Raw genomic sequence first — 13,786 nt, 5'->3', positions numbered from 1 at the left:
GCATGCCGCACGCAGTCCCGCCCCTGCGCCTCGGCCATCACCTGCAGCTGCTCGAGGGCAGCCGCGAGTTCTTTCCTGCGCTGGTGGCGGCGATCGACGCCGCGCGCACCGAGGTGCTGCTGGAAACCTACATCTTCGATTTCACCGGCAGCGGCGCCGAGGTGGCGTATGCGCTGGAGCGCGCCGGCCGGCGCGGCGTGATGGTGCGGCTGATCGTCGATGGCGTGGGCACGCCGCAATTGCCCGCCTTCTGGCGCGACCGCTTCGACCAGGCGACGGTGCAATGGGTGGTGTATTCGCCGGTCGGCGCGCTGGGCCTGCTGTGGCCGGGGCAGTGGCGGCGCCTGCACCGCAAGCTGTGCGTGGTCGACGACGCGATTGGCTTCTGCGGCGGCATCAACATCCTGGACGACTTCCACGACCCGAACCACGGTGCGCTCACCTCGCCGCGCTTCGACTTCTCGCTGCGTGTCGAAGGCCCGCTGGTCCACGAGATCCGCGCCACGATCGTGCGCCAGTGGTCCCGCATCGAGGCGGTGGGGCAACTGCGGCGGGCCCGGTGGAGCGGCGCCTTCGAACTGCTGCGGACCGCGACCGGACGCGTCCCTGCCCGGCCCGCGCCGGCCGGGGAAGGCCACGCCAACGTCCGGGCGGCCCTGCTGCTGCGCGACAACCTGCGCCGGCGCGCCATCATCGAGCGCGCCTACCTGCGGGCCATCGGCCGGGCCCGCGAGGAGATCATCATCGCGAACGCCTATTTCGTCCCCGGCGGGCGCATGCGGCGCGCGCTGGTGGGCGCCGCGCGCCGCGGCGTGCGCGTGTGCCTGCTGCTGCAGGGACGCTACGAGTACTTCATGCAGTACTACGCGTCGCGGCCGGTGTTCGGCGCGCTGCTGCGCGCCGGCGTGGAGATCCACGAGTACGCGCCGAGCTTCCTGCATGCCAAGGTGGCCGTGATCGACGGGCACTGGGCGACGGTCGGCTCGTCCAACCTCGATCCCCTGAGCCTGCTGCTGGCGCGCGAAGCCAACGTGGTGGTGGAAGACCGCGGCTTCGCCGCGCGCCTGCGCGAGCGCCTCGTGGCGGCCATGCGCAACGAGGGCCAGCGCATGGACGCCGCCGCCTACGAGCGCCGCCCGCCGCTGCAGCGCATGAAGGAGCGGCTGGCGCTGGTCGTGATGCGGGCGCTGCTCGCGATCCAGGGGAAGAAGTACCTGTGAGCGCCGCCCGGCCGCCCGAAGGCGCTCGCCCCCGCCGCTTGCGCAGGGGGGAGGCGCAGCACGGAGTGCGGAGCCTGGGGGTGGCTTCATGACCGCCGATCTCGTCGTGCAGCGCCCGGAGGGGCTGTACTGCCCGCCGGGCGATTTCTACATCGATCCGTGGCGGCCGGTCGCGCGGGCCGTGATCACGCACGCCCACTCGGACCACGCACGCTTGGGCAACGGCCACTATCTCGCCGCCGCGCCGGCCGAGGGCGTGCTGCGCTCGCGCCTGGGCGACATCCCCCTGCAGACTCTGCCCTACGGGGAACGCCTGCAGCACCACGGCGTGACCGTATCGCTGCATCCTGCGGGCCACGTGCTCGGGTCGGCCCAGGTCCGCCTGGAGCACGGCGGCCAGGTGTGGGTGGCCAGCGGCGACTACAAGGTCGCGCCCGATCCCACCTGCGCGCCCTTCGAGCCGGTGCGCTGCGACGTCTTCATCACCGAATCGACCTTCGGCCTGCCGATCTACCGCTGGTGCCCCGACGAGGAGCTGTTCGCGGACATCAACACCTGGTGGGCCCGCAACGTGGACCATGCGCGCGCGAGCGTGCTGGCCTGCTACAGCTTCGGCAAGGCGCAGCGGGTGCTCGCCGGCGTCGATCCTTCGATCGGGCCGATCGTCGTGCATGGCGCGGTGCGGCCGCTCAACGAGGCCTACCGCTCCGCGGGCGTGGCGCTGCCCGACACGAGCATGGTCACCGAGGTCAAGGACAAGGCGGACCTGCGGCGCTGCCTCGTCGTCTGCCCGCCCAGTGCCGTGGGCAGCCCGTGGCTGCGCCGCTTCGGCGATGCGCAGACGGCCTTCGCCAGCGGCTGGATGCAGGTGCGCGGCAACCGCCGCCGCGGCGGCTACGACCGCGGCTTCGTGCTCTCCGACCACGCCGACTGGCCCGGCCTGCACGAGGCGATCGCGGCCACCGGCGCGCAGCGCGTGATCGTCACGCACGGCAGTTCGGCGGCGATGGTGCGCTACCTGCGCGAGCGCGGCCTGCAGGCGGAGGCGTTCGAGACGGAGTACGGCGACGACGTCGTCGAGGCCGACCTGCAGGCGGGGGAGGGCAGCGCTTGAAAAACCAAACTGCCGGACGCAGAGGACGCAAAGGGTACGCAGAGGACGCGAAAAAGACAAAGAAGAATATCTTGAAGGTTTTCTTTTGCGTCCTCTGCGTACCCTTCGCGTCCTCTGCGTCCGGCAGTCCGATCTCCGCTGTCGCATGAAGCGCTTCGCCCGCCTCTTCAGCGAACTCGACGCCACCACATCGACCAACGAGAAGGTGGAGGCGCTGACGCGCTACTTCGACGAGGCGCCGGCGCGCGATGCGGCCTGGGCGGTGTACTTCCTGGCGGGGGGCAAGCCGCGGCAGGTGGTGAAGACGGGCGCGCTCGTGAGCCTGGCGTGCAACCTCGCGCAGATCGACGCGTGGCTGTTCGACGAGTGCTACCAGCAGGTCGGTGACCTCGCGGAGACGATCTCCCTGGTGCTGCCGCGCGGCAACGAACCCTCAGACGTCGGGCTGGCCGAGTGGGTGGAGGAGCGCCTGCTGCCCCTGCGCGGCCTGCCGGAGGAGGAAGTGGCCAGGCGCGTGGGCACCTATTGGTGGGAACTCGATACGCTCGGCCGCTTCCTGCTCACCAAGCTGGTGGGCGGCGGCTTCCGCGTCGGGGTGAGCAAGCTGCTGGTGCAGCGCGCGCTCGCCGCGCATGCCGGCGTCGACGCCAAGCGGGTCGCCCAGCGCATGATGGGCTACACCGACGGCAAGGTGGTGCCCTCGCCGGAACGCTACGAGGCGCTGATCGCCAAGGCCGAAGAAGGCGTCGTGGAGCAGCCGGACGCCGGCCAGCCCTATCCCTTCTTCCTCGCCCACCAGCTCGATGTGCCGCCCGAACTCTTCTCCTCGCGCCTGGGGCCGGTGACGGACTGGATGGTGGAGTGGAAGTACGACGGCATCCGCGGGCAGGTGATCAAGCGCGGCGGCCAGGTCTGGATCTGGTCGCGCGGCGAGGAACTCGTGACCGACCGCTTTCCGGAGATCGAGGCGCTGGCCCGCACGCTGCCGGACGGCACGGTGCTCGATGGCGAGATCCTGGTGTGGAAGGACGAGGCCGACGAGGAAACGGGCGAGGTCGTGGGCCGGCCGGCGCCGTTCGCGCTCCTGCAGCAGCGCATCGGCCGCAAGAACCTCACGAAGAAGATCCTGGCCGATGCGCCGGTCAGCTTCATGGCCTACGACCTGCTGGAGCAGGGCGGGCAGGACGTCCGAGCGCTGCCACAAGGCGAACGCCGCTCGCGCCTGGAGGCGCTGCTGGCCGGCACGCCGTTCCGCCTCTCGCCGGTGGAGCGCGCAGGCTCCTGGTTCGACTTCGCCCGCGTCCGCGCACAATCGCGCGAGCGCGGCGTCGAGGGTTTCATGCTCAAGCGCCTGGACGCGGCCTACGGCACCGGCCGCACGAAAGCCGAAGGCCTGTGGTGGAAGTGGAAGATCGACCCCATGACCATCGACTGCGTGCTGGTGTACGCCCAGCCGGGGCACGGCCGCCGGTCCTCGGTCCACACCGACTACACCTTCGCCGTCTGGAACCGCCCGCCAGCCGGCAAGGAGGAAGCCGAGGAAGTGGCGCAGAAGATGGTGCGCAAGGAGCCGCCCGTGCCCGGCGAACTGCAGCTCGTGCCCTTCGCCAAGGCGTATTCGGGGCTCACCGACGAGGAGTTCCGCGAGGTCGACGCCCTGATCCGCAAGACCACGATCGAGAAGTTCGGGCCGGTGCGCAGCGTCCGGCCCACCCTGGTGTTCGAGCTGGGCTTCGAGGGCATCCAGCGCAGCGGCCGGCACCGCAGCGGGATCGCGGTACGCTTCCCGCGCATGCTTCGGATCCGGCACGACAAACCCCTGCACGAGGCAAATACCCTGCAGGACCTGGAACGCCTGCTGGGTTCGTAGCATCCATGCAGGGTCACAACCAGCGGATGTTAAAGTCGACCATGTTGATGAAAGCCGATCCGACCAGTCAACTGAGCCAGGCCGCCTTCGACGAGGGCACGCCCGTTTCGGTCAAGATCCGCGAGCGCGTGCTGGCGGCGCGCAAGCGTTTCCATTCCAACGACAACATCGCCGACTACATCGAGCCCGGCGAACTGGAACTGCTGCTCGACGAGGTCGAGGAGAAGATGCAGGCCGTGCTCGACAGCATGGTCATCGACACCACGAACGACCACAACACGGGCAACACGGCCCGGCGCGTGGCCAAGATGTACCTCACCGAGGTGTTCCGGGGCCGCTACGTCAAGCAGCCGCCGATCACCGAATTCCCCAACGCGGAACACCTCAACGAGCTGATGATCGTCGGCCCGATCACGGTGCGCTCCGCCTGCAGCCACCACCTGTGCCCGGTCGTCGGCAAGCTGTGGATCGGGGTGATGCCCAACGAGCACACCAACGTGATCGGCCTGTCCAAGTACGCGCGGCTGGCCGAGTGGATCATGGGCCGGCCCCAGATCCAGGAAGAGGCCGTGGTGCAACTGGCCGACCTGATCATGGAAAAGACGCAGCCCGATGGCCTGGCGCTCGTGATGGAGGCCCGCCACTACTGCATGGCCTGGCGCGGCGTGAAAGACCTGGACAGCAAGATGATCAACTCGGTGATGCGCGGGGCCTTCCTGAAGGACTCCACGCTGCGCCGCGAATTCCTCGCGCTGATCCCCCGGAAAGACTGAGCATGCTGGTTCGCCTCCTTTATTGCAGCCGCGCGGTCGATGCCAGCGAACAGGCGATCGAGGCCATCCTGCGGGAGGGGCGCGAGCACAACCAGGCCTGCGGCATCACGGGCATCCTGTGCTACGGCGACGGCATCTTCCTGCAATGCATGGAGGGTGGCCGCATGCAGGTGAGCGAGCTGTTCGCCACCATCCAGAAGGACAAGCGGCACAAGGATGTCGCGCTGCTGCACTACGAGGAAATCCTCGAGCGCCGCTTCGGCGGCTGGAGCATGGGGCAGGTGAACATCTCCAAGCTGAACCACACCACGCTCCTGAAGTACTCCGAGAAGCCCGAACTCGACCCGTATTCCGTCTCGGGCAAGGTCTCCCTGTCGCTGCTGGAAGACCTGGCGGCGACGGCCGCGATCTGCGGCCGCGGCTGACGCGCTCCCGACCCGATGCCCGCGGGTGCGCTGGCGCTGGTGCTGCTCGCGGGCCTGATCCACGCCAGCTGGAACATCGTCGCCAAGCGCGCCGGTGGCGACGTCCGCTTCGCCGCCTTCAGCACCCTGGTCAACATCGTCACCTGGGCGCCGCTGGGTGCGTGGGTCGGCTGGCGCGCGCTGCCCGGGTGGGGGGCACGCGAATGGTCGTTGATGGCGCTGAGCGCCCTGCTGCACTCGGGCTATTACCTGCTGCTGCTGCGCGGCTACCGCAAGGCGGACCTGACCGTGGTGTATCCGCTTGCGCGCGGCGCGGGGCCGCTGTTGTCCTCCTTCGCCGCCTTGTGGTTGCTCGGGGAAGAACTCACCGCGCTCGGCGGGGCCGGCATCGCAGGCGTGGTGGCCGGCGTGTTCCTGATCGCGGGCGGGCCCGCCCTGTGGCGCCGCTCGCAGGACGCGCAGGCCCGGCAGCGCCTGCACAAGGGCATGTTCTACGGCGTGGCCAGCGGCGTCTTCATCGCCAGCTACACCGTGGTGGATGGCTATGCGGTGAAGGTGCTGCTGCTGTCGCCGATCCTGGTCGATTACGTCGGCGGCGTATTGCGCATCCTCGTCGTCGGCCCGCCGGTGCTGCGGGACCTGCCAGCCGCACGCCGGGTGTGGCGGCTGCAGTGGAAGCACGCGCTGTTCGTGGGGATCGTCAGCCCCGTCTCCTACGTGCTCGTGCTGTACGCGGTGCAGGTCGCGCCCCTGTCCCACGTGGCCCCGGCGCGCGAGGTGTCCATGCTGTTCGCGGCCCTGATCGGCGGGCAGTTGCTGGGTGAAGGCGATCGGCTGCTGCGCCTGGCCGGCGCCGCCTGCATCGCCGCGGGCGTGATGGCATTGGCGTTAGGCTAGCCGCATGCTCCTCCTCGGTTGCGATTTCTCCAGCGCCCCCACGCGGCGCAAGCCGATCCTGCTCGCGCTCGGCGAGGAGGCGGGCGGGCGCGTGCAGCTCACGCGCATCGAACGCATCGAGACGCTCGCGGGCTTCGGGGAGTGGCTGCGGCAGCCGCTGGAATGGATCGGCGGCTTCGACTTCCCGTTCGGGCTGCCGCGCGCGCTGGTCGAACATCTCGGCTGGCCGACCGGCTGGCGCGAATGCATGCGGCACTATGGCGCGATGACGCGCCCGCAGATCCGCGAGACCTTCGCTGCCTACTGCGCGGCGCGCCCGGCCGGCTCGAAATTCGCGCACCGCCGCTTCGACAAGCTGGCGGGATCGAGCCCGTCGATGAAGTGGGTCAACCCGCCGGTGGCCTACATGCTGCACGCCGCGGTTCCGCTGCTGCTGGAAGCCGGCGTGCACATGCCGGGGCTGCAGGAGGGCGACCCGCAGCGCGTGGCGCTGGAAGCCTATCCCGGCCTGCTCGCCCGCGAGCTGATCGGCCGCAGCAGCTACAAGAGCGACGACAAGGCCAAACAGACGCCGGAGCGGCTGATCGCACGCAAGGACCTGATCACCGCGCTGGAACAGGGCCGCACGCGGCTCGGCCTGCGACTGAGGCTGACCAACGCGCAGCGCGATGCGCTGGCCGAGGACGCCAGCGGCGACAGCCTCGACGCCGTGCTGTGCCTGGTGCAGGCGGCGTGGGCCGCGCGCCAGGGCGCCCCGCACTTCGGGCTGCCCGAGGACCTCGACCCGCTGGAAGGCTGGATCGTGAGCGCGTGATGCTCGAACGCCTGCTGGCCGATGCGGTGGTCGTGCTCCACCTGGCCTTCGTCGCCTTCGCCCTCGCGGGCGGCCTGCTGGTGCTGCGCTGGCGCTGGGTGGCGCTGCTGCACCTGCCGGCCCTGGCGTGGGCGGCCTTCGTGGAGTTCACCGGCCGCATCTGCCCGCTCACGCCGCTGGAGAACGCGCTGCGCGCGGCGGCAGGCACGGCCGCCTACCAGGGCGGCTTCGTGGAGCACTACCTGCTGCCCGTGCTCTACCCCGCGGAGCTGACGCGCGAGGTGCAGCTGCTGCTCGGCGCGGGCCTGCTGGCCTTCAACGTGGCGGTGTACGCGGCCGTGGCGTGGCAACCGCGGCGGCGCCGTTTGGATTAGGCTCCCTCGCATCCACATCCGGGGAAACTGCCATGGCGAAAGCGCCCGAGGTCCGCAAGGGAGAGTGGGGCGGCCTGCACCCCCGCGATGAGTTCCGCGAGCGCTTCCGCGCCCGCTTCCTCGATCCCGCCTACCGCGCGGAGGACGAGGCGATCACCCGGCTGGAGGCGATCGCGTGGGATGCGTACTCCAAGGGACGCAAGGCGCCCGTCACCCGCAAGGCCGGCAGCGAGTTCCAGGACCCCGACTACGATCTTTCCACCGAGTGGTACGAGACGCGCGGTCGCCTGCTCGCTGCGCAGGCCCGCTGGGCCGATCCCGCGACGCCTTCGCGCGTGCTCGTGATCTGCGGCTCCCCGCGCAACGACGGCACCTGCCCGGGCGAGATCTCCAAGACCTTCCGCCTGGCGCGCATCGCGCAGGAGGCGCTGCGCGCCGAGGGGCCGGAGGTCGACCTGCTCGATCTGAGCCAGCTCACCTCCGACTACGACCGCCACATCCATCCCTGCAAGGGCTGCGTCTCCACCGCCATGCCCTTGTGCCACTGGCCTTGCAGCTGCTATCCCAATCACGCCACCCAGCAGGTCAACGACTGGATGGCCGAGATCTACGAGCGCTGGACCGCCGCGCACGGCGTGCTGCTGGTGACGCCCACGCACTGGTATGCCACCTCCAGCCCGGTCAAGCTGATGCTGGACCGGCTGGTCTGTGCGGACGGCGGCAACCCCGACCCGACCTCCACCGGCGGCAAGGACGCCGCGAAGGCCAAGGCCCTGGAGCTCGCAGGCTGGAACTATCCGAAGCACCTCGCGGGCCGCACCTACGGCGTGGTGGTGCACGGCGACGTGGCCGGCATCGACGGCGCGCGCCGCATCCTGTGCGACCAGCTGGACTGGATGGGCCTGATCGACGCCGGCGCCAGCAGCCGGCTCGATCGCTACGTCGGCTACTACGAGCCCTACGCCACCAGCCACGTCGCCCTCGACGGGGACGAGGCCTTCCAGGAGGAAGTGCGCAACGCCGCCCGCGCGCTGGCGCAGGCCGTGGCCGAACTGCGGCAGGGCCGGCTCAGCGCACCGGGGCGGAATCTTCCGCGTCCGCGTCCGAAGTAGGCGGCTCGGGCAGCACCTCGTCGCGCCGGAGCGTGCCGAAGGCATGCAGCGCGTCGTTGTCGGTGCGGTACATCTTCAGCAGCGGGTCGGGCGCGAGCACGCCGGCGCGTTTCAGCACGCGCTCGACCGGCAGCTTGATGCCGCTGATATGCAGCGTGATGCCGCGCTCCTTCAGCGCCTTGCGCAACTGGCCGAACATCTCCACGCCGGTGGCATCGATGCGGTTGATGGGGTGCGCGAACAGGCACACGTCGCGCACTTCCGGATGCGCGGCCAGGTGCTCCACGATCGCGCGCTCCATGTCGGTGGCCGAGGCGAAATCCAGCTCGGCGTCCATGCGCAGCGCATAGAGGTGCGGAGCCAGCGGCGGCAGCTTCCACAGGTGCCGGTCGCGCAGGCTGCCGTCCGGATGCAGCCCCACCTCGATGATGCGCGGGTGCAGCCGCAGGTACAGGAAGTAGGCCAGGCCGATCAGCACGCCCGTGAGCACGCCCCAGTAGATGCGCGGCGCGGAGAGGATGGTGACGGCGAAGGTGGCGCCAGCGGTGGCGGCCTCGACCCGGTCGATGCCCCACAGCTGCGCGAACACGCGGGGCTTGAACAGGCTGGACACCGCGGCCACCACCACGGCCGACAGCACCGCCTTGGGCACGTGCGACAGCGCCGGGGTGAGGAACAGCAGCACCAGCAGCACGAAGCCCGTCGCGATCACCGTCGCCCAGCCGGTGCGCGCGCCCGCGTAGAGCGTCAGCGCCGAGCGCGAGAACGAGGTGCTGGTGGCGAACGCGCCGGAGAAGGCCGAAGCCAGCTTGCCCGCGCCTTGCCCGACCAGGTCCTGGTTCGCATCCCAGCGCTTGCCGTCATGCTGGCTCTCGATCTTGGCGCTGGAGGCCATTTCCAGCGAGCTGACCAGCGTCAGCACGAGCGCGGGGGCGATCAGCGTGGAGAACTGTTCCCAGCCGGGCCACCCGGGCCAGTAGAGGGCTGGCAGCCCCTGCGGCAGCGGTCCCACGACCGCGCCGCCGCCGGTGGAATACCCCGTGAGATAACTGAGGAGGCCGGCGGCCGCCAGCACGATCAGCATGATCGGCAGGCGCGGCGCCAGCCGCCGCGCGCCGACGAACAGCACCAGGCTCACGAGGCCGTAGGCGAGCGCCTGCGGGTCGAGGTGCGGCGAATGCAGCAGCTGGCCGAGCGAGCCCTCGAGGCCGATCAGCGCGGGCAGCTGCGAGGCGATGATCAGCAGCGCGGCCGCCTGGCTGAAGCCGGTGAGCACCGGCGAACTCACGAGATTGAGCACCCATGCCGACCGCGTCGCGCCCACGACGATCTGCAGCAGGCCCGAAAGGAGCGCGAGCCATACCGCCAGTGCGATCCAGCTCGCGCTGGCCGGCTCCGCCATGCCGGTCAGCGAGGCGCCGACCAGCACGCTGCTCAGGGCCGACGGGCCGACCGAAAGCCGGGTCGATGCGCTGAAGAGGACCGCGAACAGCGCGGGCAGGAAGGTCGCGTAAAGCCCCGTCACCAGCGGCATGCCGGCGAGGCCGGCGTAGGCCACCGACTGCGGGATCATCACGACGGCGACGGTGATCGCCGCGATCGCCTCGCCGCGCAGCAGGTGCGCGTCGGGCCGCGGCCAGTTCAGGAAGGGGAGCCAACGGGACAGACTGGACATCGCTGCCATTTTGCCCGGGGTTGAGGCGGACAGCCGGACGCAGAGGACGCGAAGGGTACGCAGAGGACGCAGAAGAAACCGAAAGAAGAAAGGAAATGGGAAGGCCCCTTCCCGGTGGCGCGAAGAACAAACGCCCGCCCGTCTTCCTTCCTCTCTCTCTTTTTTGCGTCCTCTGCGTACCCTTTGCGCCCTCTGCGTCCGGATGTCCGGATGTCCGGATGTCCGGATGTCCGGATGTCCGGATGTTCGCCCCCCGGCTTCAGACCCTCACCGCTGCGGCATGTCCTTCACGGAGTACCCGAGGCTCACCGTCGCATCTTCCGGGATCGGCGGCATCGTCTCGTTCCACGCCTCCCAGGCGTCGCGCATGTCGACGAGGCGAGCGGGTTCGCGCCCGGCGAGGTTGGCACGCTCGCGTTCGTCGGCCGGGATGTTGAACAGGTAGTCGTGGCCGTCCACGCGCAGGTACTTCCAGTCGCCGTCGCGCAGCGCGCGCTGGCCGCGGTGGTTCATGCGCCAGTGCAGCGGCCGCGCGAAGGTGCGCTGCGGCTCCTGCAGCGCCGGCGCGAGCGACACGCCATCGAGCGGGTAGGCCGGATCGGGCTGCGCCCCCGCGAGTTCGAGCATCGTGGCGGACCAGTCCATCGTCATGCACTGCTGCGCGGTGACCTGGCCCGGCCGGATCCCCGCCGGCCAGTGCGCGATCCACGGCACGCGGATGCCGCCCTCGGTGAGGTCCATCTTGCCGCCCACCAGCGGCCAGTTGTCGGAGAAGCGCTCGCCCCCGTTGTCGCTGGTGAAGACCACCAGCGTGTCGCGCTCCAGGCCGTGGCGCCGCAGCGCCTGCATCACCCAGCCGATGCCTTCGTCCATGTGGTGGATCATGCGGCGGTAGGTGTGGATGTTGCCGCCGTGCAGGTGGAACAGGTTGTCCTTCACCTCGTGGGCCAGCGCCGCGTCGTCGCGCGTCTCCCACGGCCAGTGCGGCGCCGTGTAGTGCAGGCTGAGGAAGAAGGGCTGCCCGGCGTCCTGCGCCATGCGCTCCGCGTAGTCCACGGCGCGGCGCGAGATCAGGTCCGTGAGGTAGCCTTCCTCGGCGCGCTCCTCCTCGCCGGACCACAGGTCGTGCGCGCCGTTGGAACTGCGGTGGGTGAAGTAGTCGACCCCGCCGGACATCGGGCCGAAGAACTCGTCGTAGCCGGAGCGCAGCGGGCCGAAGTGGGGCGGGTAGCCCAGGTGCCACTTGCCGACCAGGGCGGTGCGGTAGCCGGCCTGCCGCAGCAGCGAAGGCAGCGTGGGATGTTCGGGCGGCAGGCCCAGCGTCGCGCTGCCGCGGCTGCGGCTGTTGATCGGTTCTTCCGCCGCGCCGCGCAGCCGGTACTGGTAGCGCGCCGTCATGAGCGCGAAGCGCGTCGGCGAGCAGACCGGCGAATTGGAATAGCCCTGCGTGAAGCGCAGGCCGTTCGCGGCGAGCGCGTCGAGCTGCGGCGACACGGGGCCGAAGGTCGCGTCGCGCCCGCCGTAGCACCCCAAGTCCGCGAAGCCCAGGTCGTCGGCCACGATGAAGATCACGTTGGGTCGGCGCGCCATCATTCCACCTTCATGCCGGTCACGCGGATCACCTTGCCGTAGCGGTCGGAGAGTTCCGCCAGCCGCCGGCTGGCGGCCGCACCGGCAAGGCCCTCGTAGTGCAGGTCCAGGCCCTCGAGCCGCGCACGGACCTCGGGCCGCGCCAGCGCGTCGGCCATGGCCTTCTGGATCGCCTGCACCACGGGTTCCGGCGTCGCCGCGGGCACCATCGCCAGGTACAGCACCTCCTGTTCGAGCTGCGGCAGGCCCGTTTCTGCGACGGTCGGGATCTCCGGCGCAAGCGTCGAGCGCTTGCGGCTCGTGACGGCCAGCGGCGTGATCTTGCCGGCCTTCACGTGCGGCAGCATGCCGGGCGTGGCCAGCACGCCGCCGGTGACTTCGCCAGCCAGCACCGCCGTCACGGCGGGCGTGTTGCCCTTGTAGGGCACGTGGGTCACCTTCGCGCCCGTGGCTTCGGTGAACACCTCGGCGGCCAGGTGGCCCGGGCTGCCGCTGCCGGCCGAACTGAAGGTCACGTTCTTCGTCTTCGCGGCGGCCACCAGGTCCTGCATCGTGCGCAGGCCCGTCGAGGGATGCACGCCCACCAGCAGCCCCGACGAGGCCATGATCAGGATCGGCCGCAGGTCGGCCGGCTTGAACGGCATGCCCTTGTAGATGTGCGGATTGACGGTGAAGGTGCTGTCGATGCCGAACAGCACGGTGCTGCCATCCGGTGCCGCCTTGGCCACCGCGTCGGCGCCGATGTTGCCGCTGGCGCCGGCCTTGTTCTCGACGATGAAGGGCTGCTTGAACTGGTTGGACAGCACGTCGGCGATCGAGCGCGCGATCATGTCGGAGGGGCCGCCGGGCGGGAAGTTGTTGACGAACTTCACCGGCTTCGTGGGCCACACCGGCTGGGCGAGGGCGGGGGAAAGGGCGGCGGCAAACAGGGCCGCCATGAGCAGTCGTTTCATCGGGATTCCTTCAGGGCTGGTAGCCCGATTGCGCCACCACCGGCGCCCACTGCGCGCGGTAGCCTTTCAACATGGCTTGGGTCTGCGCCTGCGTGGCCACCACCGGCGACATCTGCGCGGCGGCGAACTTGCGCTGCGTGTCCGCGTCGGCCATCACCTCGCGGATCGCGGTGGCGTAGCGCTGCACCAGCGGTGCGGGCATGGAGGCCGGCGCGAAGAATGCGTTCCACCCCGTCGCCACGAGGTTCAGGCCCGATTCGCGGAAGGTCGGCACGTTGGGAGCGAGCGGCGAACGCTTCGCGCCCGAGCTCGCCAGGATGCGCAGCTTGCCGGCCTCGTGCTGGGGCAGCACGGTGTCGAGCGTGTCGATCGAGACGGGCACCTGCCCGCCGATCAGGTCCGTGATCAGCGGCGCCGACCCGCGGTAGCCCACCACTTGTGCCTTCACGCCCGCCTTGGCCGCCAGCATCAGCGCGAAGAAGTGCGGCAGGCTGCCGGTGGCGGGCACGCCGAAGTTGGCCTGCTCCGGGTTGGCGCGCAGCCAGGCGAGCAGGTGCGACAGTTCGCGCACCGGCACCGCCGTGCCCACGCTGAGCGCGAACTCGTAGTCGTTCACGTGCGAGACGGGGACGAAGTCGCGGTCCGGGTCGTAGCCGTTGTCCTTGAAGACCAGCGGGGCGACGAGCATCACGGCGGGGTTGGCGAGCATCAGCACGTGCTGGCCGGCCGGGGTGGCCTTGACCTGCTGCGCGGCGAGCCGTCCGCCCGCGCCGGTGCGGTTCTCCACGATCACGGTGGTGCCCAGCCTGGCCTGCAGCTTCTCGCCGACGATGCGCGCCACGCGGTCGGTGGCCCCGCCGGGCGCGAAGCCGGTCACGATGCGCAGCGTCTCGCCCTGGGCGCGCAGGGCGCCGGCCGCCGGCGCCAGCAGCGCGGCGATCAATGTGTCGCGTCTTTTCACTCGTGTCT

13 protein-coding genes are annotated in these 13,786 nt (G+C 70.3%); 9 read left to right on the top strand and 4 right to left on the bottom strand.

Going from position 1 to position 13,786, the window contains the following annotated elements; all coding sequences use genetic code 11:
- Positions 1–2 precede the first annotated feature (2 nt).
- The 9 genes from clsB (at position 3) to WG923_RS22905 (ending at position 8,599) form a co-directional block, all read left to right on the top strand.
- On the top strand, positions 3–1,220 hold the full coding sequence (clsB, locus tag WG923_RS22945; protein ID WP_340353328.1) for a cardiolipin synthase ClsB: 1,218 nt from the start codon (positions 3–5) through the stop codon (positions 1,218–1,220).
- Between the two features lie 88 nt (positions 1,221–1,308).
- A complete protein-coding gene (locus WG923_RS22940) occupies positions 1,309–2,334 on the top strand; it encodes a ligase-associated DNA damage response exonuclease (protein WP_340353327.1) in 1,026 nt (341 codons plus the stop codon).
- A gap of 145 nt (positions 2,335–2,479) precedes the next feature.
- A complete protein-coding gene (locus tag WG923_RS22935) occupies positions 2,480–4,204 on the top strand; it encodes an ATP-dependent DNA ligase (RefSeq protein ID WP_340353326.1) in 1,725 nt (574 codons plus the stop codon).
- A gap of 41 nt (positions 4,205–4,245) precedes the next feature.
- Complete coding sequence (gene folE, locus WG923_RS22930; RefSeq protein WP_340353325.1) at positions 4,246–4,977, top strand: GTP cyclohydrolase I; 732 nt, start codon at positions 4,246–4,248, stop codon at positions 4,975–4,977.
- A gap of 2 nt (positions 4,978–4,979) precedes the next feature.
- Positions 4,980–5,402, top strand: coding sequence for a BLUF domain-containing protein (locus WG923_RS22925; protein WP_340353324.1), 423 nt, complete (start codon positions 4,980–4,982; stop codon positions 5,400–5,402).
- A 15-nt stretch (positions 5,403–5,417) separates the two neighbouring features.
- The gene (locus WG923_RS22920) at positions 5,418–6,299 is read left to right on the top strand and encodes a DMT family transporter (RefSeq protein ID WP_340353323.1); all 882 of its coding nucleotides are present in this window, start codon (positions 5,418–5,420) and stop codon (positions 6,297–6,299) included.
- A 4-nt stretch (positions 6,300–6,303) separates the two neighbouring features.
- Positions 6,304–7,113, top strand: a complete 810-nt coding sequence (locus WG923_RS22915; protein ID WP_340353322.1) for a DUF429 domain-containing protein — start codon at positions 6,304–6,306, stop codon at positions 7,111–7,113.
- Positions 7,113–7,487, top strand: a complete 375-nt coding sequence (locus WG923_RS22910; protein ID WP_340353321.1) for a DUF2784 domain-containing protein — start codon at positions 7,113–7,115, stop codon at positions 7,485–7,487. Before WG923_RS22915 ends, WG923_RS22910 begins: the two co-directional genes overlap by 1 nt.
- A 32-nt stretch (positions 7,488–7,519) precedes the next feature.
- A complete protein-coding gene (locus tag WG923_RS22905; RefSeq protein WP_340353320.1) occupies positions 7,520–8,599 on the top strand; it encodes a flavodoxin family protein in 1,080 nt (359 codons plus the stop codon).
- Here the strand turns inward: WG923_RS22905 and WG923_RS22900 are convergent.
- From WG923_RS22900 to WG923_RS22885, 4 genes are all read right to left on the bottom strand, one after another.
- Positions 8,556–10,274 (bottom strand): SulP family inorganic anion transporter, encoded by a 1,719-nt coding sequence (locus tag WG923_RS22900; RefSeq protein WP_340353319.1) that lies wholly within the window; start codon positions 10,272–10,274, stop codon positions 8,556–8,558. The two genes, WG923_RS22905 and WG923_RS22900, sit on opposite strands and share 44 nt — an antisense overlap.
- Positions 10,275–10,541: 267 nt before the next feature.
- Positions 10,542–11,864: a sulfatase family protein gene (locus tag WG923_RS22895; protein WP_340353354.1), complete on the bottom strand. Its 1,323-nt coding sequence runs from the start codon at positions 11,862–11,864 to the stop codon at positions 10,542–10,544.
- Entirely contained in the window at positions 11,864–12,817 is a 954-nt protein-coding gene (locus WG923_RS22890; protein ID WP_340353318.1) for a Bug family tripartite tricarboxylate transporter substrate binding protein, read from the bottom strand. The genes WG923_RS22895 and WG923_RS22890 overlap by 1 nt, the downstream gene beginning before the upstream one ends.
- A 10-nt stretch (positions 12,818–12,827) precedes the next feature.
- Positions 12,828–13,778 (bottom strand): Bug family tripartite tricarboxylate transporter substrate binding protein, encoded by a 951-nt coding sequence (locus WG923_RS22885; RefSeq protein WP_445322965.1) that lies wholly within the window; start codon positions 13,776–13,778, stop codon positions 12,828–12,830.
- Positions 13,779–13,786: the final 8 nt, after the last annotated feature.

It is taken from the genome of Ramlibacter sp. AN1133, from assembly GCF_037890035.1.
Lineage (GTDB): Bacteria > Pseudomonadota > Gammaproteobacteria > Burkholderiales > Burkholderiaceae_C > Ramlibacter.
The sequence above is the reverse complement of the archived record's forward strand: the minus strand, read 5'-3'. Positions and strand labels throughout refer to the sequence as shown.